At 36.9% G+C, this 26403-nt stretch carries 22 protein-coding genes; 11 read left to right on the forward strand and 11 right to left on the reverse strand.

All coding sequences use genetic code 11. The annotated features are described in order from the left end of the window. Positions 1-54: 54 nt before the first annotated feature. The 9 genes from xdhC (at position 55) to Q4503_RS14025 (ending at position 8519) form a co-directional block, all read left to right on the forward strand. The gene (gene xdhC, locus Q4503_RS13985; protein ID WP_303602633.1) at positions 55-945 is read left to right on the forward strand and encodes a xanthine dehydrogenase accessory protein XdhC; all 891 of its coding nucleotides are present in this window, start codon (positions 55-57) and stop codon (positions 943-945) included. Between the two features lie 70 nt (positions 946-1015). Continuing rightward, positions 1016-2386, forward strand: a complete 1371-nt coding sequence (allB, locus tag Q4503_RS13990) for an allantoinase AllB (protein WP_303602634.1) — start codon at positions 1016-1018, stop codon at positions 2384-2386. A gap of 85 nt (positions 2387-2471) precedes the next feature. Continuing rightward, on the forward strand, positions 2472-3524 hold the full coding sequence (gene alc / locus Q4503_RS13995) for an allantoicase (RefSeq protein ID WP_303602635.1): 1053 nt from the start codon (positions 2472-2474) through the stop codon (positions 3522-3524). A 19-nt stretch (positions 3525-3543) separates the two neighbouring features. After that, positions 3544-4044 (forward strand): 2-oxo-4-hydroxy-4-carboxy-5-ureidoimidazoline decarboxylase, encoded by a 501-nt coding sequence (uraD, locus tag Q4503_RS14000; RefSeq protein ID WP_215971996.1) that lies wholly within the window; start codon positions 3544-3546, stop codon positions 4042-4044. Positions 4045-4051: 7 nt separating this feature from the next. Then, entirely contained in the window at positions 4052-4396 is a 345-nt protein-coding gene (gene uraH / locus Q4503_RS14005; protein WP_252727373.1) for a hydroxyisourate hydrolase, read from the forward strand. Between the two features lie 5 nt (positions 4397-4401). Further along, the gene (locus Q4503_RS14010; protein ID WP_303602636.1) at positions 4402-4908 is read left to right on the forward strand and encodes an ureidoglycolate lyase; all 507 of its coding nucleotides are present in this window, start codon (positions 4402-4404) and stop codon (positions 4906-4908) included. A gap of 54 nt (positions 4909-4962) precedes the next feature. Then, positions 4963-6249, forward strand: a complete 1287-nt coding sequence (gene guaD, locus Q4503_RS14015; protein ID WP_303602637.1) for a guanine deaminase — start codon at positions 4963-4965, stop codon at positions 6247-6249. A 182-nt stretch (positions 6250-6431) separates the two neighbouring features. Then, positions 6432-7619, forward strand: a complete 1188-nt coding sequence (locus Q4503_RS14020; protein WP_215971999.1) for a urate hydroxylase PuuD — start codon at positions 6432-6434, stop codon at positions 7617-7619. A 273-nt stretch (positions 7620-7892) separates the two neighbouring features. Further along, the gene (locus tag Q4503_RS14025) at positions 7893-8519 is read left to right on the forward strand and encodes a TetR/AcrR family transcriptional regulator (protein WP_303602638.1); all 627 of its coding nucleotides are present in this window, start codon (positions 7893-7895) and stop codon (positions 8517-8519) included. Positions 8520-8786: 267 nt separating this feature from the next. Here the strand turns inward: Q4503_RS14025 and Q4503_RS14030 are convergent, their stop codons facing one another. From Q4503_RS14030 to Q4503_RS14055, 6 genes are all read right to left on the reverse strand, one after another. Continuing rightward, a complete protein-coding gene (locus tag Q4503_RS14030) occupies positions 8787-10088 on the reverse strand; it encodes a nucleobase:cation symporter-2 family protein (RefSeq protein ID WP_303602639.1) in 1302 nt (433 codons plus the stop codon). A 52-nt stretch (positions 10089-10140) separates the two neighbouring features. Next, positions 10141-11016 carry a 5'-methylthioadenosine/S-adenosylhomocysteine nucleosidase gene (locus Q4503_RS14035; protein ID WP_303602640.1) on the reverse strand — a complete coding sequence of 292 codons (876 nt, stop codon included), beginning with the start codon at positions 11014-11016 and terminating at the stop codon, positions 10141-10143. A gap of 268 nt (positions 11017-11284) precedes the next feature. After that, a complete protein-coding gene (locus tag Q4503_RS14040) occupies positions 11285-12406 on the reverse strand; it encodes a purine nucleoside permease (protein ID WP_303602641.1) in 1122 nt (373 codons plus the stop codon). A gap of 121 nt (positions 12407-12527) precedes the next feature. Beyond that, positions 12528-14942: a TonB-dependent siderophore receptor gene (locus tag Q4503_RS14045; protein WP_303602642.1), complete on the reverse strand. Its 2415-nt coding sequence runs from the start codon at positions 14940-14942 to the stop codon at positions 12528-12530. 293 nt (positions 14943-15235) lie between these two features. Continuing rightward, the gene (locus Q4503_RS14050; RefSeq protein WP_303602643.1) at positions 15236-16207 is read right to left on the reverse strand and encodes a hypothetical protein; all 972 of its coding nucleotides are present in this window, start codon (positions 16205-16207) and stop codon (positions 15236-15238) included. 10 nt (positions 16208-16217) lie between these two features. After that, positions 16218-17690: an adenosine deaminase gene (locus Q4503_RS14055; protein WP_303602644.1), complete on the reverse strand. Its 1473-nt coding sequence runs from the start codon at positions 17688-17690 to the stop codon at positions 16218-16220. Positions 17691-18259: 569 nt separating this feature from the next. Here Q4503_RS14055 and Q4503_RS14060 point away from each other — a divergent pair. Next, positions 18260-19699 carry an NCS2 family permease gene (locus Q4503_RS14060; RefSeq protein ID WP_303602645.1) on the forward strand — a complete coding sequence of 480 codons (1440 nt, stop codon included), beginning with the start codon at positions 18260-18262 and terminating at the stop codon, positions 19697-19699. Positions 19700-19974: 275 nt separating this feature from the next. On the opposite strand, the gene Q4503_RS14065 is transcribed toward Q4503_RS14060, so the two are convergent. From Q4503_RS14065 to ybeD, 4 genes are read right to left on the reverse strand one after another with little or no spacing between them, the layout of a single operon-like run. Beyond that, positions 19975-21249, reverse strand: coding sequence for a sodium:proton antiporter (locus Q4503_RS14065; RefSeq protein ID WP_303602646.1), 1275 nt, complete (start codon positions 21247-21249; stop codon positions 19975-19977). 45 nt (positions 21250-21294) lie between these two features. Next, positions 21295-22302, reverse strand: coding sequence for a lipoyl synthase (gene lipA / locus Q4503_RS14070; protein WP_303602647.1), 1008 nt, complete (start codon positions 22300-22302; stop codon positions 21295-21297). Then, positions 22292-22987, reverse strand: coding sequence for a lipoyl(octanoyl) transferase LipB (gene lipB / locus Q4503_RS14075; protein WP_303602648.1), 696 nt, complete (start codon positions 22985-22987; stop codon positions 22292-22294). The genes lipA and lipB overlap by 11 nt, the downstream gene beginning before the upstream one ends. A gap of 36 nt (positions 22988-23023) precedes the next feature. Continuing rightward, on the reverse strand, positions 23024-23287 hold the full coding sequence (ybeD, locus tag Q4503_RS14080) for a DUF493 family protein YbeD (RefSeq protein WP_159821267.1): 264 nt from the start codon (positions 23285-23287) through the stop codon (positions 23024-23026). A 294-nt stretch (positions 23288-23581) separates the two neighbouring features. Here ybeD and Q4503_RS14085 point away from each other — a divergent pair, with 294 nt between their 5' ends. Then, positions 23582-24895, forward strand: coding sequence for a DNA recombination protein RmuC (locus Q4503_RS14085; RefSeq protein ID WP_303602649.1), 1314 nt, complete (start codon positions 23582-23584; stop codon positions 24893-24895). Between the two features lie 50 nt (positions 24896-24945). Here Q4503_RS14085 and Q4503_RS14090 read toward each other — a convergent pair whose 3' ends face one another. Beyond that, complete coding sequence (locus Q4503_RS14090) at positions 24946-26286, reverse strand: sodium-dependent transporter (RefSeq protein ID WP_215972011.1); 1341 nt, start codon at positions 26284-26286, stop codon at positions 24946-24948. Positions 26287-26403: the final 117 nt, after the last annotated feature.

Genomic DNA, 26403 nt, shown 5'->3' on the forward strand with positions numbered 1-26403 from the left:
TGGTGATAAACGTGATGATAAACGTGATGATTAGCGAAGGGTGAGAGACGTAGTATGACTATTTCCACCAGTAAAAACTGGAACAGTGCAGTATATCAATTAAGTAAACAAGGCCAAGCTTATGTTTTAGTAACCCTTGTCGGCGTATCAGGCTCAACACCGAGAAATAGTGGCACTAAAATGGTGATTAGCCAAGATGACATTTACGACACTATTGGTGGTGGTCATCTTGAGCATAAAACAATTAAGTATGCACAAAAAATGCTAGCTGTGGGTAAAAGTGGTCAACATTTAGAACACTTTCAATTAGGTCGTAATTTAGGACAATGCTGTGGTGGTAATGCCAGTGTATTGTTCGAATGCTTTGCCGCTGTTGGCGTTAATATCATGCTGTTTGGTGCTGGTCACGTTGGAAAAGCGTTAATGCCAATACTGACGCAATTACCGTGTCATATCACCTGGGTTGATAGCCGCAATGAACAGTTTCCAAATAATATTGATACTTTTCAGAATGTAAGACAAGTGGTAAGTGAAGAGCCTGAACGTGAAGTGGCCAATATGCCAGAGAATAGTTATTACATTGTGATGACCCATAATCATCAAATGGACTTTGACATATCGCAAGCTATTTTAAAGCGAGCGGATTTTACCTATTTAGGGTTAATTGCTTCTGATACTAAGTGGCGTCGTTTTCAGCAACGTTATAAACACCGTGACATTGATCCAACACAAGTGGCGCGAATGAATTGCCCAATAGGATTGAAAGCAGTCAGTGGAAAGTTACCAATAGAAGTTGCTGTTTCTATCGCAGGCGAAATTATCAATATTTATCAAGCTCAAAAAGCGCATCAATTAAATGAAAATACATCAAAAAGTAGTAAGTCGCCATCAACACAGCAAGGTGTTCATTGGCAAGAAATTAAGCAGTTACTTACTGCGCAATAGTTACTTAGATTTACATAACAAGCAGTAATTTTTTATTAGCAATATGATCAGTTTAAACAGGAGTAGCAAAGTGTCTCATTTTGCCTTACAAAGTAAAAACGTAATAGTAAGCATTAACAATGGTGAATCTTCAATGATTCCTGCTTGTGTAGAAATTAAAAATGAGCATATTTATGCTATCCATCCGTATGGACAAACGTTACCGTGTGAAGTTTTAGATTATGCTGAATACGTTATTATGCCGGGGTTAGTTGACTCTCATGTACATATTAATGAACCCGGCCGTACAGAATGGGAAGGCTTTAATACGGCAACACAAGCGGCTGCCGCTGGCGGAATTACCGCGCTGGTTGATATGCCATTAAACTGTATACCTGTTACTACTACTAAGGCTGCCTTTCAAGAAAAACTCGACGCTGTTGAAGATAAATTATGGGTTGATTGTGGTTTTTGGGGCGGTGTGATTCCACAAAACATTGCTGATTTAGACGAATTGCTTAATGCTGGTGTATTGGGTGTTAAATCGTTTTTGATTGACTCTGGTATTGAAGAATTCCCTAATGTATCAGCAACAGATATTCGTGCTGCAATGCCTATTTTAGCAAAACATGATGTACCTTACTTAATTCATGCAGAGCTAGACTGTGGTGGTTTTAATGATGTTGAAATAACCAAGAAATATAATAGTTTTCTTGAGTCGCGCCCTAAAAAATGGGAAAACGATGCGATATCACTAATGGTAGATATGGCGCGTGAATCTAAGCAGAAAGGAGATAATTGTAAGGTACATATTGTGCATTTATCTTCGGATGAAGCGTTAGATACTATCGCGCAAGCTAAAAGTGAGGGCTTACGTTTTACAGCAGAAACCTGCCCACATTATTTAACCATTGCGTCTGAAAATATTCCTGATGGTAAAACCTTATTTAAATGTTGTCCTCCTATTCGTGAAAACCAGAACCGTGAACATTTATGGCAAGCAATTAGTGATGGTCGTTTAAGTTTTATTGTTTCTGATCACTCACCTTGCACACCTGAATTAAAGCATATTGATACCGGTGATATTGAAAAAGCATGGGGTGGTATTTCAGCGCTACAATTCGGTATTTCATTAATTTGGACTGAAGCCAAAGAACGTGGTTTTAGTTTAATTGATATTACTCGTTTGATGTCGACCGAAACGGCAAAATTTGCTGGTTTAGACTCAGTGAAAGGGGCAATAAAAGTAGGTAATCATGCCGATTTTTTAGTATTTGATCCCAATGTTGAATTCACTATTACTAACGAAATGATTAAGCATCGTCATAATATAACACCATACGCGGGTAGAAAAGTGACAGGTCAGGTACAGCATACCTTTGTACGTGGTCACCATGTTTATCAACAAGATCAATTTATCAACACACCCAAAGGCCGTCCGTTACTTAAAGGGAAACTTTAAGCTGGTAGCTAACTATACTAACGTCAGCAATTAACCTTGACGATACGTGTTAACGATTAAAAATTTTAAGTAGGAACAACAAGCAATGATGCTAGATATAAATACACAAGAGCAGAACAAATTAACAGGTGCTTCATTAGCATTAGTTACTCAGTTGAAAACTAACTGTGTTGACTTAGCCAGCGAACGGGTTGGCGGTGAAACATTATCGTGTAGCGATGATTTTTTTGCCGGCATGGAAAACTTGCTTAAACCGGGTCGAGGTATTTTTATCGATGGTAAGTTTACTGATCGTGGCAAGTGGATGGACGGTTGGGAATCTCGACGCAGCTATGGCCGTGACAATGGCAGAGAATTCGACTGGTGCATTATTCGTCTTGGTATCAAAGGAGTAATACGTGGTTTTGATATCGACACTAATTATTTTCGTGGTAACGCGCCTCAAACAGTGTCAGTAGAAGCTTGTGTAAGTGATGTTCAACCTAATGAAGATACGGTTTGGCAGACTATTTTAACTGAAGTAGCGGTAAATGCTCACAGTCAGAATATTTTTGAAATTAATAATAATACCGCTTGGACGCATGTGCGTTTAAATATGTTTCCTGATGGTGGTATTGCACGTTTTCGTGTTTATGGGGAAGCCGACGTTAACTGGAACAATTTTGTTGATGGAGAGTTAATTGATTTAGCCTACATTAAAAATGGTGGTAAAGCGCTGCTTGTTAGTGACATGTTCTTTAGTGATAAAAATAATCTTATTATGCCTGGTCGTGGTAAAGATATGGGCGATGGTTGGGAAACTAAACGACGCCGTGATCCGGGGCCAGATTGGTCAATTGTAAAACTTGCGGCTAAGGGCAGTATTGAAAAAGTCATTGTAGATACCTGTCACTTTAAAGGTAACTTTCCGGATACCTTTACTTTAGAAGGCATGGTAACTGACAGTGATGATTTTACTGATGGTAAGCAAGCAGACAAATGGCAACCTATTATTGCTAAAACTAAATTGTACGCACATCGCGAACATCTGTTTTTAAATGAAATTATACCGGCAAACACTGAAAAGTTTACCCATGTACGTTTAAATATATTTCCTGACGGTGGTATTTCTCGTATGAGAGTGTTTGGGAAAGTCTAGCTTAGCGATAGGGTAAAATATGAATATAGAAGAATTAAATACCTTGTCTGTTGAGCAAGCAACGCATGCTTTTATGCAATGTTGCACAGCTTCTGCTTGGGTTGAAGCTATGGTGAAGGCAAGGCCTTTTAGCGACAGTAGAGCAATTGCGACGCAAGCAGATTTAGTATGGCAAAGGTTAGAAGAAAAAGATTATTTAGAAGCCTTTGAAGGGCATCCTCAAATCGGCAATGTGGCAACTTTGCGAGCGAAATACGCGAATACAAAAGAATTAGCCAGTGGTGAACAAAGTTCAGTAAATCAAGCAAGTGAGCAAGTGCTCGTTGATTTAGCCAAAGGTAATGCTGATTACTTAGATAAGTTTGGTTTTATTTTTATTGTTTGTGCTACAGGTAAAAGTGCTGCAGAAATGCTAGCTTTGTTACTCGAGCGCTTACCCAATAATAGAGCAACTGAATTAGCAAATGCAGCGGAAGAGCAGCGTAAAATTTTCCACCTTAGAATTGATAAACTACTATGAGTCAAAAATGATGAGCCAAATAACAACGCATGTTTTAGATACTACCCGCGGACTACCAGCACAAAAATTACCTATTAGCCTTTTTGCGCAAACACTAGATGGTTGGCAAGAGCTTGCTAAGGGAATAACAAATACCGATGGACGCATAACCGATTTATTAGCTAATGATGTTGTGCTTCCAGCGGGCGTTTATCGTATGCACTTTGCAACCAAAACTTATTTTGACATGAACAATGAACAAGGTTTTTACCCTTTTGTTGATATCGTTTTTGAGCTTGATGGTAGCAACACGCATTATCATATTCCATTGCTATTAACTGCGTTTGGTTATTCAACATACCGTGGTAGCTAAAACAAATGACTGACAATATAAAAATACTGACGCCACAACCATTAACAAAAGATGCTTTTACAGTGTTTGGTGATGTAATTGAAGCTAATTCAGAGGCAAATAACTTTGCTATTAATGATGGCTTTACTCAGCGTTATCATGATCTAGCAAAAATTGATGTAAATGATAATAACGGGCATCCACTAATCAATATTTTTCGTTCAACTCCTTTGGTGCAACCAATTGCTATCAAAATGATGGAACGCCACCCAAAAGGGAGTCAGGCATTTATTCCTATGGGAAGCAATGATTATTTAGTGGTTGTTGCACCAGCAGGAGAGTTTGATGTAAATAGCATGAAAGTTTTTCTTGCTAAATCTTATCAAGGCGTTAATTACCATAAAGGAACTTGGCACCATTTTTGTTTAGCATTAGGTGGAGAAAGTGACTTTTTAGTGGTTGATAGAGGCGGCGAAAGCGATAACTGCGATGTACTTGAACTCGATGGTTCATTGGTCATTGCCAATACATAAATACATAGTATGACACACAAACAAGTAAGACGTTATAAATCAAGGTGAGAATAAATGTTAAAAGTATTTCGTGGAGAATTACTGCACTTTTTGGCTGATCCTGCCAAAGTCCCTCTACAAGAGAGCTATCAATATATAGAAGACGGATTACTAGTTATTGAAAATGGCTTGGTGGCAAAAATAGGTGAATTTGCTGAATTGTTTTCGACCTTGCCTGCTGATATTGAGGTTACTCATTACCAAAAAGGGTTAATCATACCGGGCTTTATTGATACGCATGTGCATTATCCGCAAACCGAAATGATTGCGTCTTATGGTGAACAATTACTTGAGTGGCTAGAAAGTTATACTTTTCCATTTGAACGTCAATTTTCAGATCTTGAGCATGGTAAGAAAGTTGCGGAGTTCTTTTTAGATCAGCTGCTTGATGCAGGAACAACAACAGCTTTAGTGTTTGGTACTGTGCATAAAGAGTCGGTTGAAGCCTTTTTTACCATTGCTCAGCAGAAAAAGCTGCGCATGATTTGTGGTAAGGTATTAATGGATCAAAATTGCCCTGATTATTTATCAGATACCGCACAAAGTGGCTATGATGACAGTAAGGCATTAATCGAAAAATGGCATAATACTGACCGCTTACAGTATGCCATCACTCCGCGCTTTGCTCCTACTTGCTCAACAGAGCAATTAAATAAAGCTGGGCAATTATTGGCTGAAAATCCGAGTGTTTATTTACACACTCATTTAAGTGAAAATAAAGCTGAAATTGCGTGGGTAAAAGATCTTTTTCCTGACAGTGATGGTTATTTAGATGTCTATGATCAAAGTAAATTATTAGGCCGTCGCAGTGTTTTTGCTCATGGTGTTCATTTACATGACAGTGAATGTCAGCGTTTAAGTGAAACAGATTCAGCAATTGCTTTTTGTCCTAGCTCGAACCTATTTTTAGGCAGTGGTTTATTTAATCTTAAGCAAGCACAAACGCATAATGTGAATGTTGGACTGGGCTCTGATATTGGTGCAGGAACAACCTTTTCTATGCTAAGTACAATAAATGAAGGGTATAAAACACAGCAACTACGTGGCGATAAACTTGGCCCATTTCAATCGTTTTATTTAGCAACATTAGGTGGCGCGATTGCCTTAGATCTTGAAGGCACTATTGGTAACTTTACTCCGGGGGCTGAAGCTGATTTTGTTGTGCTTGATTGTCATGCCACTCCCTTAATGGCTAGACGAATGAGCCATTGCAAAAACTTATCTGAAAAACTCTTTATTTTAAGTATGTTAGGTGATGAACGACACGTAAAAGCAACTTATATCATGGGGGAAAAAGTTTAATTATCGGTTTTAGTTATCATTACTCTTTATTATATTCCTATAAATTAGCGCTATCATAAGTTGATTATAAACCAAGTTTAAATGAAGAGATAAAAATACAAAGCAAGCGTTATATAACGCTCTGTTCACAATAAAAACACTTATTTTAATAAGAAGTGTTTACATAAAAAATGAGGAAGTTTATGGATCCGTATATTAATGAATGGTTAAACCTAATTATCAGGTTTGCTCATCTTATTACTGGTATCGCTTGGATAGGTGCCTCTTTCTATTTTGTTTGGTTAGACAATCATTTAGAAACACCACCACAAGAAAAAATGGATAAGGGTATTGGCGGTGATTTATGGGCCATTCATGGCGGTGGTTTCTATGAAGTAGCTAAATATAAGCTTGCCCCACCTAAAATACCAACTACGTTACACTGGTTTAAATGGGAAGCCTATACTACGTGGATTACTGGTTTTTTATTATTGTCACTGATGTTTTATGTTGGTGCAGAATCATACTTAATTGACCGACGGGTTGCCGATTTAACACAATTACAAGCGATTGTATTAGGTCTTGGCTCTATTGTGGTTGGTGTCGGTATTTACGAATTTTTAGTACGTACTAAGTTAAGAAATCATGGCATTGTTTTAGGTTTGATTTTAATTGCCGTCGCAACGGCTTTATCTTATGGTTTAACGCAGATATTTAGTGCACGTGGTGCCTATATGCATATGGGGGCAATCATAGGCACTATTATGGCAGGTAATGTATTTTTCGGTATTATGCCGTCGCAACGAGCTTTAGTTAAAGCGGTTGAAGAAGGACGTGCACCAGATCCTAGCTATGGATTAAATGCCAAAGTTCGCTCAACACATAATACTTATACAACACTGCCTATCATTTTTATTATGATATCAAATCATTATCCGATGACTTATAACCATAGTGCTAATTGGCTGGTATTAATCGCGATTATTTTAATTACTGCCTCAGTGCGACAATATTTCGTATTACGTCATTTTGGTAAGCAAAAGCCCTTAGTGTTGGTTGGCTCTGTGGTCGCAACGATTGTTTTAGCTTTTCTAATCGCGCCTAAATCAGTTGAGTTAAACGAAGCACAAAAACAATTAACCGTAAGTGATACACAAGCAATGCAAATTATTGAACAACGTTGTAGCGCTTGTCATTCAAATAACAACACTGATGATATGTTTAAAACGGCACAAGCAGGAATTGTGTTTAATGATATTAATTCAATTAAACAATGGGCACCACGTATAAAAGCTCGGGTTATTGATGCTCAAGATATGCCTTTTATGAATAAAACTAACATGACAAAAGATGAGCGGACTCGTTTAGCTATTTGGTTAACTCAAAAATAAAGGAAGTTAAGCTAGGCAAGCTTTGAATAGTGAAAAAGTAAAATAATAACTGAAGTTGTTGATCTTGGTTGAAAAATACCAATATTTATTATCTAATAATTATTGGTTTGAACAGGTTATTTAAAGCTATTTAAATTATATTGTTTTTAACCAGTGATTATTTATAACAACTTATTTATAACCAATTGTTTATAAATAAAATTTACTAAAGTTGTGTGTTAGGACTCGTTTTTTTAACATTTGTTTACTCGCGATTTTTAAATAGGGATTTTTGTGAAAAAAGTGAAAGAAACAGAAGGGGCTATTCGACAAAAGAATAAAGCTCTTATATTTAAAGCTGCTAAAAAAGAGTTTGTTACTCATGGCTTTAAAGGTGCATCGATCAAGCGTATTGCAGAGCGGGCTGGGATTGCTCGTGCTAATATTCATTACTACTTTAAAGATAAAACCGATTTGTATCAGCAAATTTTAAGTAATATTATCGAAGTTTGGAACAGAGATTATGATACGTTAAATGCGAGTAGTGAGCCAAAAGCCGCGCTTAGTGCATATATTAGATCTAAAGTGATGCATTCTAAAAATGATCCCGATGCCTCTCGAATATTTGCTAGTGAATTAATTCATGGCGCACCTGTTCTGCATGATTACCTGAATAATGATTTTAAAGTATGGTTGCACAGTAAAGTTGTCGTTATTGAGACTTGGATAAAAGAAGGTTTGATTGATGATGTTAACCCGCATCATTTGCTATTCTTAATTTGGAGTTCTACACAACATTATGCTGACTTTAATGTGCAAGTTGTTGCTGCACTTGATAAGCGTGTTATGGATGACGATGATTTTGAAGCCATTGTTGCTACATTAACGCATGTTATTCTTAAAGGTTGTGGCATCAGTTAATGTTGTTTTTTAAGCTGCTTAACTTCTAATGCTTCCTGTCCTTGCTTTATGAAACTCAGCGATATTTAATCACTGAGTTTCCATTGAACAGTCGTTTTATACCAATCTCACTAACTATGTGATCATTTCTACTTGCTAAAATCACCAACTACATCGTTATTTATTTAATAATTAGCACAACTAGTTATTGAAATAAACGCCTTGTATTTGGCAATTTTTTCTACGTATAAATTTGTTCACTTAATTAATGAAACTGGTATTAGCTCACTATTCAGTATCCGTAATGATATCGGCATTTGGTAGTATTACATTCAACAATAAAGCAATAATTGAACCAGTCGTTATCCCTGAAGCTAAAATAACTTTGAGAAATTCAGGTAAGTGACTTAATAATTCAGGACGAACAGTGACTGCCATACCGGTAGCAATGCTGACAGCGATAATCATGCCATTTCGTTTCGTATGTTGAGTGGTAGATAAAATATTCACCCCTGCAGTAATAATCATGGCAAACATAACTAAGCCTGCACCACCTAATACAGGTAGAGGTATAGAGACAATCATAGCCCCTAAAACTGGGAATAAACCTGCCAGAACTAACATTGCACCTGTAATAGCAACCACATATCTACTGGCAACGCCTGTCATCCCAACAATACCAACATTTTGTGAAAAGGAAGAAAAAGGCGTCGTTGAAAATACCGATGCTAGCGCTGAACCTAATCCATCACATAAAATACCACTTGATAGTTTTTTTCCGGTTAATTTAGTTTTTGTTACGTTAGACAGTGCAAGAAAATCTCCGGTAGATTCCACTATTGTTACTAGGTAAGCGATAGACATTCCAATAATACCGCTAATTGGAAAGCTTAAACCAAAATGGAAAGGACTGGGTAAGGCAAATAATGGCGAACTTTGTACTGGCTTAAAGTCGATTACCCCTAAGGCTAAACAAACAAGGTAACCGACAAGCATGCCAATAACGACAGCAGCGGCAGATAAAATACCTTTACCAAAGATAGATAATGTAACCACGGTTGCTAAAACTAGCAAACCTATGGCTAAATTAGACAGCGAAGCATAGTCATCTTGGCCTACTTGACCACCAGCAAACCAATCAATTGCTACGGGTACTAATGATAGACCTATTAAAGTCACCACTGTGCCAGTAACAATAGGCGGGAAAAATTTTCTAATTATTGGCATAAAAAAACTGCCAATGATCATTACAAGTGACGCAACCAAAGCCGAGCCTAAAATGCCTTCCACACCATATTCAAAACCAATCGCGATAGAGACACCAACAAAGGTAAAACTCGTGCCCATAACACAAGGTAATCGAATACCAACAGGACCAAGCCCTTTACATTGAATAATAGTTACCACGCCCGAAATTAGCATTGCTGCGTTAACTAGGACAACAATATCCGCTACAGGAAGCTTTAACACTCCGCCAATGACTAGTGGGACTGTAATAATTGCACTTAGTGCAGCAAGTAAATGCTGTGCTGCGAGTAATATGGATGTCCCTAGTGGCGGTTTATCTTCAACGTTATATAAAATGTCCATAATGCCTACTTGAATTGTTATAAAGTGAATGTTTTTTTATAGGATTTCCGTTTTATAGTGTTGCTATATAATGCTTTGCTGTATTTAGAACGTATTGCTGACAATCTTGGGCGGTTGAAGGATCATATTTTCCGCCATTAGTTAGGTTATTTGATAACACACGAATACTTAGCATTGGAATGTTATATTCACTGGCAATCATTGCAGCGGCAGCGCCTTCCATTTCTTCCGCGCTGGTACCGAAATTTTTATGGAACCAGAGAATTCTATCAATTTCATTATTCCAAAAGTTAGCTGAGCCGATTGTACCTTCGACAACCTTGCCTCTTTTATATAAGCCTTTGACGGCGATAGCTGAATTTAATAGTGTTGGGCTACCCGCATAAAAACGTATTTTCTCAGCATCTTGGGCACCAGAGTCCTCTCCAGCACTACCTTTTGATGCCATAATATCCATGGGTATCCACGAAAATGGATCTGAGCCTTGGCCGTTTTTTTTATGTGATGTTTTAAAGTTACCAATATTTACGGTTCTTTTACCTAACACTATATCTCCAACCATTAGCGCAGGATCATGTCCGCCTGATGTTCCTTGGTTAATGATGGCTAAAGGCCGGTATCTCTCTATGGCAATAGCTGTTGCTGCGGCAGTATTTTCTAGCCCTTTGCCTGTTTCTGCGACGATAACAGGGTAGTTATCTAATGTGCCAATATAAAAAGTAAAATAACCTGAGTATTCTATTCGAACATTTGACAGTCTTTTAGCTAGATACTCGGCTTCAATTGGCATTGGTGCTTCAATTAAAATTGGTTGTGGTGCTAACACTGCACTTTCTGTAATCGTACTGTTCATTGTTGTTGCGTTAGCATTCAGTTGAATGAATAGCGCTGTAAACAGTAATATGAATTGGGTAAGTAGTTTATTCATAGGGCAGTCCTTAATGGGGCAGTAGCATAATGCTTAAAAATAAATAAAGATGAACTATTTAAACTTTTAATTTATATCAAAGCACATTGCGCGACATGGTTTACGCTAATTTATGTTCAACTGATATTGTTGTACCGTTGAATAGTTGCATTGACGAATAATATAAAGACAGCAATAGTTAGACTTATTCATTGCTGTCTTTATTGTTGCATCAGGCGATAGAGTTTATTAATTACAGAATTTACTCATTAGCCTGAGCTTAGTTAGTCTATTTCGTTTGATAAGGAGGAGTCTCTTTATATACAGACCAATTAGCGACTATATTGTCAACGACTATACTGCCGACAGAATAAGCAGACTCTAAAGACGATAACATGCCAGCAAAACCCTCTTCACCACTTTCCATTGCTAAGTTTTCAGCAGCAGTTAAACTGTCTGGTGGCATACTGTAATTACTTGCCGTGCGAAGTACCATAAAGCGGTTTTTATCTGCCTTTCCGGCGCTATCTAAATAAGTTAATGCTTGGTAACTACCCGTATCTTCCATACCTGAAGTAACAAAGTTTGCTTGATCGTCACTCCAAAATTTTGTCCATGAATTAGCCCATTCATTAAGTAATTTACCATGCCAGAATGTAGAAGCAGCCATGTGATCACCTTTTAATACAAAGGGCGGTAATTGAGCTTTAGGGTAGTTAACATACTTAGCTCTTAATTTTTGCATTGCCGGGTAATCAGTCAGTGGAGTGTTTTTAGTTAGTTGATAGGCCCATTCAGCAAGCTCACCATTTATTTTATAGACTTCACCAGCAGGCTGATGTTTAGTGTCTGACACTGTTTCATCTTTATATGGCCCATGTGAAAAAAGAGGAAAGTATCCGGTAGCCCAGTCTTTAGGTGCTTCGCGAGCGTCTATTTGATGTGCTAAATCACCATCAACTAACCATGTTGCCCATACTGCAGAGCCAATGGAAGCATCATGAGGATCAACACCTGCAATACCTGCGACTAACCAATAGGCTTGAGTAAGATCAAAGCGAGGGTCTAAGCCCAAAGCCATAATAGCAGCAGTTGCACGCGCTGTGCCCATGCCCGTTACCATACCTAAAACACCTGTTTCTTCATTTAAGTATAAATCGTGGAAACCTTGTGGAAATTCATACTTGGTATTTAAGGCTTGTCCTTCTTTCCATAGCTGAAATTCACCGGCTTTATCGCCCGAATCTTCACCAATTTCAAACATGTTAACAACAACAACTTTTACTTGAATTGGCTTAGTTTCTTCTATGGTTTGCGTGGCAGAATTTTGTGTAGCTGTTTTTACTGCACTGCAGCTAGATAGGGTGAACATTAAACCGAGTAAGGTTATTGGAACTAATAAATACTTCATTGGGTCTCTCTATGATAAAGATAAAATAACAGGAATATGTTTGCTTTATATAAACTTAAAAAAGACTCATATTCATATACTGAGTATGAGTCTTTACGACATTTTTGTGAGCTAGCTAATTTTAGAACTTGTAGCTGAATTTTGCTTGAACATGTCGTGGAAGTTCAGGTAATACTACTTGTCCACCAAATAGATCTGGGAAGTTAGCACGGTAGTATTTTTCATCGGTTAAGTTTTTAACGGTAAAACTTGCAGTCCAAGTTTCGGCATCATAAAACACACCAGCATTCATTAATGTATATGAAGGTAGTTCTACTGCTTGTGAGAAACCTGAGTAAGTTGAGCTGGCATTAACCACACTAGCATTTGCGGCAAAGCCATTTTGGAAATCATAAGTTGCGGTCACGCTGTATATATCTTCAGGCATACCCGCTTTACGTCCGCCTTCTTCATCACCAACTAATGTTAAACCAATAACATTACCACCATAGATAAGAGCCGGATCACTTAAGTTAACTAAATCTTCAGCACCTAAGAAGCCAAACTGACTGCCATCTTGTATGGCTGTTAAGTTATAAACTTTAAGATTTGTATAACCTGCACTTAACACAAGTTGTTCGTTAAATACCCAGCGTAATTCAAATTCTGTTCCTTCATTACGCGTAGTGGCGTTAGTGGTTATTGACTGAGCATTAAAATCAGTACGTTCTTGCTCATAGAATGATAATGCAAAGTATAAGCTGTCATCTAAAAAGCTACCTTTTACACCATATTCGGTTAATTTTGAAACATCAAAAGCACCACTTTCTAATTGAGCAACACCAATTTCTGCGCCTTGACCTGCAACCAGTGTTCCTTGTTCAGCTAAAGTAATATAAGGCACTAAACCAAAGTCTGATTTGTATGAAATACTGGTATTCCAAGAAACGCCGTCTTCAGTTTTACTTGCTTTGCTTACATCAGAAGTATCATATGAATCAGCAGAGCCTAATAATTTATAATCAAGGCTTGTACTGTCAATATCAATAGTGTCATAACGAAGGCCTAATAGAACATTTAAACCCCAATCCCAACTTAAATTTGACATAGCGGCAATACCGTAATCGGTATAACTTCCTATATCATAATTATCATAATCTTTATCAATTCTTGTGGCGAGTAAACGACGATCTAATGCAGTAGAAGGCATGGTTAGATCACGACGGTTAAAATACTCATTAGTAAAATCATCAGCATGTTTAAAGTTGGTGTATCGAACTGAAGGTGATATTTGTACTTGTGCGATCAATGAATCGAATTCATATTCATTTGAAAATACGAGTTTATTTTCGACAACATAACTATCATGTTTTTGAGCAAAGCCGTATGCGTTTTCATTGATATTGTCGTAGGCATCATAAAATAGTTGGTTTTTTATTTCCCAACCACTATCGGTGTAATAAAACATATCTAAGTATAATGTAGTAGCAATGTTCGCTAATTGATCATCAGCTGCAGTTAATACTTGGTTATGTGATAATGTTGCTGTACCTACATTCTCTAACATCATCGCTTCAGTTACTTCAGCGTCATTAAAAGAAGTTGCTGGTACATAAAAGAAGCTATTACCGGCTAAGTTAACAGCACCATATTCTTGGTGTGAAATAGAGCCATCACCATTAGTATCTAAAGGTTTCGATGTACCAGTAGTGTAAGTACCGTTATCAATAAGGTCTTGTGTTAAACGGTTCCAACCTGCAACTTGATTACCATCGTATTTATGGTACATGCCACCTACTTCAAAACGGAAATTATCGGTAATGTCGCCATTAAAAGAGGCTTGAAATATAGTTTGATCCGTACCAGAGTTATCATAGAAACTACCTGAGTTTTCAATTTCACCATACAGATAGAAGCCCATTTCTTTCCCTGCTATTTTGGCAGGGCCACCAACTTCAGCTGTTATGACACTTTTATCCCAGCTACCTGTTGTGATAGAAAATTCACCTTTATTCTCATCTAAGTATTGTCCGCCAGTGGCACGAGAAGACTTAGGGGTAAAGTTTAAATAACCACCAATTTTTGATGGGCCATGAATTGGAGAAGCAGGGCCTCTAACAATATCAACACTACTTGATGCACCAATAGGGGTCGGGAAGTTACCCGGGTTATCAAGACGTTTAACTCCTCTGAAGTAGTTTTCACCAGGTGTACCACGAACATCTAAAGAGCCAGCGACGCCAAAAAACGATTGTGTAAATGTACCAGGTGAAAATGCAACTAACTCATCAAGATCAGTGATAGCAAAACGTTCCATTTGCTGATTACTAATTGTTGATACCGAGCGTGGCGTTTCTAGTATTGATTCACCAAAACCAAAAACAGATTCAACTGCTTGGCCAGGTAAGCTTCCTAGGGAACCTCTTACTTCTATTTTTTCAATATTCTCATCAACTTTTTTAGTTTCTTCATCTGCTGCGAATACATTCGAAGTTAAGCTAAGACCTAATGCAATTGCAGAAGCAAGGTAAGTGGTTTTGTAGTTACGTAGTGTCATGTCAGAGTGTTTCCCTTAAAATTTGTTCAGAACGCTAATTCAATTATTAGCAGTATTTATTTTTTATTATTATATGAACTAATAAAGCAGAATTAATGCCAAGTAGTTGACTTAAGTGTCAGTTTTTTATCCCGCTTTAATCTATTGTTTTTATTGTATTTTATTTTATTTGTGAAATTTTTTATGGGTAATGAACAATTGAGGGAAATTTATACAGCACTAGATTGGAGCAATTGCACCAACTTATGCTGGTGCAATTGTTTTGATAACCGTTAATTTATAAAAGGGGATTACTATTTATAGTCGCCATTAAGGTAGCGATAAAAAGCAGGATTGACCCAAACATCCTCGCTTGAAAGCGAAACGTTCATTTTTGCTTGAGATAAGGTGTTATTAATTTTCTTAAGTACACTATCTACATTAGGGGGTAATACAAGTGTTGAAGCGATAAACCCATCGGCTTGCAGCGATATCCTTTTTACTGCAATAAAAGAGGCTTGTGGATGAAAAGTACGATAAAACGGTTGCCACCAAGCATCAATAATTAAGCCCGTTTGACCTTCACTATTTTTTTTGGCAAATTGATTGATTAGCGGCATGAAAGTATTTTGTTCAGCTTGATTAGCGAAGTTGAATCTTAAGTCATACTCTTGCGCTGTTCTAATGTTTGATGTTTTTTCCTCTGTTTTAGTATCTTGCCAATTTTCACGAATGTTGAAGGCTGAACTTTTTGCGATTAATTGCCAGGTGAAGTCAACATTGTTAACGGTTAATAAACTAATGAGTTGCTTTGCATGCACCAAAGAACTATGACCGTAAAGGATTACATTGTCACCTGAGTCACTCGATGTCGCCATTGTTTGAGCTTTAATGTTATAACCTTCAACTATATTTTCAGCTAATAGCTGATTCAATAATGATGTCAGTGACGTAGGTACTGTTGGGTAATCAATTGTTAACGGCTTAAGAGCAGCACAATTTTCTAATGCAGTGCTTTGTTGTAATTGATTGACCTCTTTTTGGGGGAGACAACCTAGTTTAGATAATAATATAGCTGACTTTTCTTCTTCGCTATTATATTCAGTGCTGCCTGTTATTTTTTGTGATGCTTTATTTTCTTTAAGAGTAATGGTCTCAGATACTTCTGTTAATTTTGCTGCAGCCACTACCTGTGAATATGGTTGTTTGGCTTGTACAGTCGTAAATGAAAGTAAGGTAAAACATAAGCTAAGAATTAGTTTGTTGTAGTGCAGTCTCTTGTACATATAAAAGATCCTAATTGATAGATTTGTTTAGTTGTGGGTATTGACGACGAATAAATTCATTTAAGACTGCTGGTTTAGTTAAACTATCAACACCATCCTTTTTAAAGCTTTGCTCAAACGATTTTATATTTTGGTTAAACTTATCACTAACTTGTTGCTTGTCTGCAATATTCAAAAAACTATATTCAAGCGAATTTTTACTCAATTTTAGAACTTCCTGCCAAGATAAATTAAACGATTTAACCGCAACAAAAAACTCATCAGTTAAGTTTGAATGAAACATACCTCTATCATCTGTTGATAAAGCAACCGGTATTCCAGTGCGCAAGTATTCAGGGAAGGGATGATTTTTAAAATCGTCAATGTATTCTAATAATAAATTACTAATCAAATTAATTTCAATTAAGTAATGGTTATGACGCATTAACAGTAGCGTTTGGGAATCACCTAATAAATTAACACCATGGCCAATTCTATCTGCGCCCAATAGTAAGGTATCTCTAATATGGAAATTGGGTTCATCAACTTCGCCTGCATGAATGGTTAATGCAATGGCTGGGTATTGTTGTCTTAATTCACGTAAAGTCGATAAAAACCTTAGTGGATGGCCTTTTCCATTATCTTCTCTGCCGACCATGTTAATACCAACATAAATGTCTCTATGTTTATCAACAAACTTATAAATGTCGGTTAGTTGTTGTTCTGCAATAGGTGAAAATCGTAAAAGTTGATAGATCAATTTGACTGTGACACCTGTTTCCTTCGCATCTTTTTGAGCTAATCGTTGTTTAAGAATTGTTAGGGCTTTTTCTTGTGTTTGTGGCTTACCGTCAGGCGTCATAAAGGCAGATACATTGAATTGACTTTCAAGATAAATAACACCTTCTGCAGAAAACGATTTCATATTACGAACAAACAATTCAGCAGCGATATATGGGTTACTGGTTAGCTCATTTAAGCGTTGCCAGTGAGCTTGAAAAAACTCATCACGTCCTTCAAAATCTTTATCTAACCATAAGCTTTGCTGCCATGCTTCTTTCTCGGAAGCTGTTAATGATGACAAAGCTTTATAATTTTTTTGCTCACATTTACTTAGCTGATGATACGTATGGGCACTTATATTAACGAACGTTAGCATAGGAGAGCTGAAACCAAATGCATTTTGACCATAACCTTGGCATAAATTTAATGCGACTTTGGTGTAATAACTGTAGCCACCATTAAGTTCACTATTGGTGGCGATTTCGTACCACCAACGAGGAAAGTTACTACCACTAGAGTGTTGATGTAAATCAGCCCCTTTAGGCATATTATATAGAAATTGATATAGTTGCTTATCTGTTGCTTTGCTTTTGAAGTCATCAAACCATTTATCATTATTTTGGTTTACTTCAGCCCATGATTTAGCTGAGCTTTCTTGACAAAGTATTAATTGTGCAGTGAATAATATTACGCTAGCTAATATTTTTAATGATGGATGCATATTTTTCCTTTAATTATTTTTTAAGGCACTATACCTTGGTTACTTACTTATATTGGGCACGGTATAGTATTTAATTTGCGAGCACCGGATAGTATTCGATAAGTTATCACGTGTATAAATGTTTATAGGTGATTTAATTTCATGCTACAAGTTAATATTATTCATTCGTTTGCGCGACAAAAATGTTGACATGTTTGTCAGATTTTGTGACTTTGTTGTGATTACTTAGTGGGATAAGCAATGGTTATGTCTTAAGTTGTGTCGATTACTACTCTCACAAGTAGATACTTCACCCGTCATGTTACATGAGTCATGAGCATTTATTAATAAGTAGTCATTGCTTAATCAGATTTTATTTCTTAGTGCCATCTGAATTGGTTTGCTATGTAGCACTTTAACGAGTATTTATAAATTATTGATTTTTATTTCGGTTACTAAGAAGATAGTTATACTCAGATTCATTTATATAATGATCCTAAACTAAAATTACTCTTTTATAATTATCCTTGCAATAAAAAATCACTTTAAAAATAAAATATTCTTTACAAATAAATAAGAGAATTGTAGTTATGGAAAAAGTTAGTAACACTAATGAAAAACAAGTAAAAAGTGTCGGTTTTTTAGAGCGATGGTTTAAATTATCTTCCCATAAAACTACAGTCAAAATAGAAGTTATGGCAGGTTTTACCACCTTCGTAACTATGTCTTATATTATGTTTTTAAACCCCATAATTATGTCTAAGTCTGGCATGCCCTTTGATGGGTTATTTTTAGCAACATGTCTTGGGGCTGCTATAGCGACAATCTTAATGGGGATGTACGCAAACTGGCCGGTAGGCCTTGCACCAGGTATGGGGTTGAATGCATTTTTTACCTTTACTGTCGTTGGTAGTATGGGATACAGCTGGGAAATTGCATTAGGAGCAGTGTTCCTTTCAGGTGTGCTCTTTGTGTTAATGAGTGTTACTCGGCTTAGAGAATGGATGCTAGAGAGTATCCCGATGAGCTTACGGTTGGCGATGACTGCTGGTGTTGGGCTCTTTCTTGGTTTTATTGGTTTACGTTTTACCGGCCTAGTTGTTGCTGATCCTGATAATATTGTAGCGATTGCAGACTTAACTCATTTTGGCTTTGGTGCTTTTGGGCCAGAAGCACCAGCATTAGGATTTTTAAGTTTTTTACTTATTTCTATTCTTAGTTATCGTAACGTTTTTGGTGCTGTATTAATTGGTATTGCCGTGACTACATTGGTTGCATTTATAATGACTTGGGTTTTACCAACAGACTTTTTTGTTGTTGCTGAAGCGGCTAAATCATTTGCTCCTACTTCAGGTTTTATGAGCTATAACGGCTTGTTAGCTATTCCTGATTTTGCAGCGCTTGAACCTATTTTGTGGAAAGCTGATATTGCTGGCGCTTTTCAAGTTGCGTTAATCCCTGTGATCGTTACCTTCTTATTTGTTAATATTTTTGATACAGCTGGAACTCTTATGGGGGTTGCTGAACGCGCCAATTTACAGGATAAAAACGGTAAAATTCAAGGATTGAATAAATCTTTAAAGGCTGATTCTATCTCATCAGTTATTGGTACTGCCTTTGGTTGTTCGCCAGTTACTTCTTATGTTGAATCAGCTGCGGGGGTTTCTGTTGGTGGTCGTACAGGGCTTACTGCAGTAACCATTGGTTTGCTATTTTTTGTCGGCATGTTTTTCTTACCACTTGCACAAATGCTACCGGGATTTGCTGTCGATGGTGCACTTATCTATGTCGCTATGTTGATGATGAGCTCTTTAAGAGCTCTAGATTGGGATGACTTAACAGAATATGCCCCTGCCGTGTGTACAACAGTGATGATGGCATTTACCTTCTCTATTTCAAACGGTATCGCCTTTGGTTTTATTACTTATACAGTGCTTAAGTTGGGGGCAGGTAAGTCTAATGAAATATCGGGTGGGGTATGGGCGCTAACAGCATTGTTTGTAGCGAAGTTTATGTTTTTACAACACTAAATAAACCGATTTCCAGTTGATGTTTTATTTGAGAGTATTATTGTTTACATAATGTTAAAACGGTAGCGATATATTAAGTAGTCGCTACCGTTAGTTATATTAATTTACTTTTTCGTTAATCGCTTACTTATCAGCATGACACTAAGTTTTATAATCTTCTAAACTAGGCTCATCGCTAATTTTTATCTAAAACTCTCTGTTTAATTATGTTGCTGTGTTATCAACAAAGCTACTTAAAGTAAAGCAGTGGTATGTGCTTTCTACATCTTCGAGTTTTATTCTTTTTCAGCTTTCTTTGCTCTATCAATCAAGGAGGTAATTGTTGAGCCTTGAATAAGAATAGAAAATACAACAACAGAGTATGTCATCACCATAATAAGTTCTCTGACATCTATTTGTTTATCAGGAATAACTAATACGCCTGGCGGGATAGAAAGTGCCATCGCTAATGCTAAACCACCTCTCAATCCACCCCAAGTGAGTATTCTTACTGACCAAGGATTATAGCTACGATAACATTTAAAACCAATATAAGAAGTAAAAATACTAAGGTAGCGTGCGAGTAGTACTAAAGGAATGGCAATAGCCATTAAGATCCAATCTTCGGCATGAAATTTAAATAGCAGCATAGATAGACCAATTAGTAAGAATAGTACACCGTTTAAAAACTCATCCACTAGTTCCCAAAAATGATCCAGATGTTCCTCACTTTCTTTTGAAAAGCCAACAAATCGTGTCCAGTTACCTATCATAATACCCGATACAACCATTGCTAGTGGTCCCGATACATGAATAATGTCGGCAAATACATAACCTGCCGTAGGCACACCAATGGTTAATAGTAACTCCATGGAATGATCATTAGTTGCACTGATTAAATAATGAAAAAGTAATCCTAATAAAAAGCCATAAATAATGCCACCAAGCGCTTCTTGAGCAAATAATAGTGACACGCTGCCTACTGTCGGTGTTTCATGGCCAAAAGCAATGGTGAATAGCGTGACAAAAATAACTAACCCAAAACCATCATTAAAGAGTGATTCTCCTTCAATTTGAGTGGCAATTCGTTTAGGAGCCGACAGTTTTTTTACGATGGCGAGCACAGCAATAGGGTCGGTCGGTGAAATCAATGAACCGAATAATAGGCAATATACCAAATCTAAATTAATACCGATTAATTGACAAATAGCATAGAGAGAAAAACCGATGAAAAAGGTAGAAAAAAGTGTTGCACCTAACGCTAATACGGTAATTTCCCATTTTTGATCTTTAAGGTTAGGCAATTTAATGCCTAACCCACCAGCAAACAATAGAAATCCGAGTATCCCTTTAAGTAAAAAATCTTCAAAGTTGATACTTGTCATCGTTTCAGTTGCTACTTGCTTTAGATTGAACCATTCATTTTGACCAAAAAATAGTATCAATAAGGACAAAATCATCGATCCTGCGGTAATAGCAATAGTCGTTTGCATTTTACCTATTTTACTATTGATGAAGGCGATGAGCATCGCTGCCGCCGCAAGAAAGCAAAGCGTATAGTAGACAGACATAGTGTTCTCGTTATGGTGCTATAAGATAAAAGTCTAAATTAATATTTATTTAACTTCTTCACCGGCTGCTTGTTTATCAGCATGATATGAAGAGCGAACCAGTGGGCCACATGCGGCATGAACAAAACCCATTTTTTTAGCTTCACGTTCAAACATGGCAAAATCATCCGGATGCACATAACGCTCAACGGCTAAATGATCTTTACTTGGTTGTAGGTATTGTCCAATGGTTAACATGGTTACACCGTGATCACGTAAATCTTGCATAACCGCTAAAATTTCTTCATTAGTTTCACCTAAACCCACCATTAAGCCAGATTTAGTAGCAACAGTAGGATTAGCTTCACCAAAACGTTTAAGCAGATCTAAAGACCACTGGTAGTTAGCGCCGGGACGAACTTTAGTATAAAGACGTGGCACATTTTCCATATTGTGGTTAAATACATGAGGAGGGTGCTGATTTAATATTTCGAGTGCCTTGTCCATTCTGCCGCGAAAATCAGGTACTAATATTTCAACTTTAGTCTCTGGCGCTTGCTCACCGATTTCTTTTACACAATCAGCAAATTGTTGAGCACCGCCATCACGTAAGTCATCTCTATCAACAGAGGTGATAACGACATATTTTAAGCCCATATCTTTAAGGCTATTAGCTAGTTTCTTAGGCTCATCACTATTAGGTGCTAATGGGCGACCGTGACCAACATCACAAAATGGGCAACGACGTGTGCAAATATCACCCAAAATCATAAAGGTTGCTGTGCCGTGGTTAAAACATTCCGATAAATTAGGACACGAGGCTTCTTCACAGACTGAATGAAGGTTATTTTTACGTAAATTAGCTTTAATACTATCGATACGTTCACTTGAACGTGGTAATTTAATACGTAACCAACTCGGCTTACGCAGCATAGTTTCCTTAGTTGAACTAACAACTTGGATAGGGATATGCGCTAACTTATCAGCATCACGTAGCTTTGTACCAGGCGCCATTCTTGATGATTTTTTTACCGCAGTGTTAACTTCTATTATTTTGCTGTCGCTAGTTGGCATGTTGTTGCTCATAATTGCTCGGTAATCCTGTTTGGTAACTTACTTCGTCAGTTTCTAACAAAGCGATTAAATGTTTAACTAATGCATTACAAGCATCAGTCATGTTTTGTGGACCTTCAATGTCAGATGTTTGGATCATTTCAAGGCCAGCATAACCGCATGGGTTTATACGTAAAAAAGGTGATAGGTCCATGTTCACATTGAGTGCTAAGCCATGAAAAGAGCAACCTTTTCTAACCCTTAATCCAAGAGAAGCTATTTTTTTATCATTGACGTAGACACCCGGTGCGTCAGGCTTTGGATATGCTTTGATATCAAAGTCGTTAAGTGAAGCAACGATTCCGTTTTCAATTAACGTGACTAATTGCCTAACGCCTATTTTTCTACGGCGTAAATTTATCATAAAATAAATAACTTGCTGTCCTGGGCCGTGGTAAGTCACTTGGCCACCTCGGTCAACTTTGACAACTTCGATATCGCCAGGCATTAGCAAATGTTCTTCTTTTCCTGCCTGTCCTTGTGTGAAAACTGGGGGATGCTCGACCAGCCAAAGTTCATCACTTGTTTTGTCATCACGATTATCAGTAAAATTTTGCATAGCATGCCAAACTTTACTGTAATCCATAGTATTTAATTGTCGAACAATTAAGTTATTTTTGTTTACTGTTGCGGTAGAGTCGGACACGACAAATCTCACAGAAAGTTAAAGTACTTTGTACTTTTATAAAACGTAACGCACTTGCTCTATTGCATTTAACGTTTCGTAAATTTTTTCAATATGCTCTTTACTGGTAACTCTTACCGGAAGAGATACAGCATGATAATTGCCTTTAGAGCTCGGGGTTATTCTAGTGGTATAGTCACCAGGAGTATGCTTCTGTAATTCTGCAATAATTAAATCGGGCAGTTCGTCACAGGCAACACCCATTACTTTAAAGTTCAATACTGTGGGAAAATCTAATAATTCGTCGAAATGGGTTTTCATGTTTTTCTCTACAAAAGGTAATAGGATCAATTAGTAACTTGAGTTGTATTCGTTGTTACTTTGCTACTTAATAATAATTGCAATATTTTATCATTAATTAAGGTAAAAGTGCTATTAGCGTTTATGCTTTATTATAGCGATGTGTAATATCTTGTTTACTACAAACATGACTTCATTCTGATCTGCTTTATTCAATACTTAAGATATACCAAAAAGGATCAATATAAATAACTAGCAGCTAAGTAAAACTTATGCTTAAATGACTGTTTATATTTACAGTGCACAAGGTTTTTAATGTTATTATTTTTGCAGCAAGCAGAAATTGCAGAGCTTGCTATTTATCTCACACTTATTGTTTTGCTTTTATCGTTACTGTTTGTTTTTAGACAAAATTTAAAACAAAATCATCAAATTACCCAAATAAGTGCCATGCTTGAATTAGCTTCATCTTCACAAAATAGCGCGCTTATACAACTTTTCGACAAACAACAATTGCAGTTGTCTAGCGCTTTTGACCAACAGATGGCTGATCTTAGGTTGAAGTTACTAAGAGAGTTAGGAAATCAAAAAGATCAACTTAATCAAACGTTAAGTCAAAATCAAAATCAAACGTTGGATCAACTAATTAGTCATTTAAATAAAACCACACAGGCTAATAGAGAAGAGTTGAGCAAATCATTAATACAAAGCAGTGAGCAAATGACTAAACGTATAGATGTGTTAACGAATGCGACCGATAAACGTTTACAAGAAATTAGCGGTCAAGTAGAAAAGCGGCTTGCAGAGGGCTTTGAAAAAACAACTAAAACCTTTAGTGATATTTTGCAGCGTTTAGCCTTGATTGATGATGCACAGAAAAAAATCACCGAATTATCAACCAATGTGGTTAGCTTACAAGAGGTGTTAAATGATAAGCGCTCTAGAGGGGCATTTGGTGAAGTACAACTAAGTGGTTTAATTCGCAATGTGCTACCAGAGCAAAGTTTTAAGCTTCAGCACACGTTATCAAATGGAAAAATTGCCGATTGTGTATTGTTTTTACCTGAGCCTACTGGAAACGTAGTTGTAGATGCTAAATTTCCACTAGAAAGTTATCGTAAAATGATGGACTTTGAATTAGCAGAGTCAGATCGTAAAGCCGCACAACGACAATTTAAAGTTGATATTAAAAAACATATTAACGATATTAGTGACAAATATTTAATTGATAAAGAAACTGCTGACGGTGCAATTATGTTTATTCCAGCAGAAGCTATTTTTGCTGAGATTCACGGACACCAAAGTGATTTAGTTGATTACGCTAATAAAAAGCGTGTTTGGCTAGCTTCTCCTACAACACTTATGGCAATACTCACCACGGCACGGTCAGTATTAAAAGATGAAGCAACTCGAAAGCAGGTTCATATTATTCAAGCGCATTTATCTGATTTAGCCAAAGATTTTGACCGTTTTAAAGGTCGATTTGCTAATTTAGCAAAACATATTGATCAAGCGGCTGTAGATGTGAAACAAATTCATACGTCGGCAGATAAAATCTCTACTCGATTTGAAAAAATCGAGCAGGTCGAATTACAAGATTCAGAGCCCCCTTTGATTAAAAAAAGTTAGTGCTTACTACTTTATTAAAAACTCAGATTAAAGGGGGGCAATTTTTTATATTAAAATGCGACATTAACAAAAACAATTAATAGTAGAACAGGACAAATATAACGTAAATAAAAGCCAAATAGCTTTAACTTTATATTACTGTTTAATACCGCAATGTCGGTGATTTTATTACCTCTATTCCAAATCCAGCCAATAACAATGAAATAAAACAGCGACATTAATGGTTGTAAAATAGTTGTAAGGGCTTGTACAACTAACCCGAATAAGACATCAAAAAAGGCAACTAATGTCATACTAGCAACTAAAACAGCACCAGAAACTAACCAAGTTGCGTGATTACGGTTAAGTTTTCTATCTTCCACTAAATACGACACAGGTACTTCCGTTGTTGAAATGGTTGAAGTTAGTGCTGCAATAGATAATAAAGTAAAGAAACTAAACGCAACAATTAAGCCTGTAGTACCCATAGATGAAAATAACGAAGGTAAAATTTGAAATATAAGCTGGCCTTCACCAATTAAGTGACCATTGTTAAAAACATCTTGTCCGGCATGTTGTGCAACGAATAAAGCTGGAATAATAAGTAACCCGGCTAAAAAGGCGATAAAAGTATCAAGTGCGGCAATAGAGACAACTAACTTGCCAATATTCTCACCTTTTTTCATATAAGAGCCATAGACCATCATGCCACCTACGCCAATTGACAATGAGAAAAATGCTTGGCCCATGGCTGATATAATTAATGTCGGGCTAGTTACTTGTGAAAAGTCAGGGATTAGATATAAAGCAACACCGTCAGCAGCGCCTTCTTGCTGTAGAATGTAAATAATAAGACCAATTAGCATCATAAGTAATAAAGGCATTAAACGACTGGACCATCTTTCTATGCCGGCATGAACACCTTGGTGAATTATTGCTGCTCCTAATAAAATAAAAACGGGCGTGAACATTACATTACGTAATGTACTTGATGTTGATAACCAAGTAGATAAATCAGAAAAACCTACCAGTTCAAATAAAGCACTTAAGGCATGAGCAAGCATCCAACCGGCAACAATACTATAAAAGCTAAGCATCATCATTGCGCCGACTAGGCCAATAATACCGGCTTTTCTACCTAGTTTATTAAAACGTTTACCACAAGCTTGAGCAAGTGCACTGACAGGATTTTTTTGTGCTTGGTTACCAATATAGACTTCAGCATAGAGTGCTGGTAAGGCTAATAGCAAAGTAACAATAAGATAAACAAATAAAAAAGCACCACCACCATTATTAGCGGCTTGAGTAGGAAATCCCCATATATTGCCTAATCCAATGGCAGATCCAGCAGCAGCTAATACAAAGCCAATACGAGAATGAAATGAATCACGAGAAGTGTTAGAAATCGACATAGAATATAAATTGTTTTGAGTAATACATATATTAACTTGTGAGCTTACCTAGTATGAGCGCTAAGGGGAAGTGATAATCATCCTTGTCGGTGATTAATGCTACTTTCCAACAAAATA

Source organism: Colwellia sp. 6_MG-2023 (assembly GCF_030547765.1).
Classification (GTDB): domain Bacteria; phylum Pseudomonadota; class Gammaproteobacteria; order Enterobacterales; family Alteromonadaceae; genus Colwellia.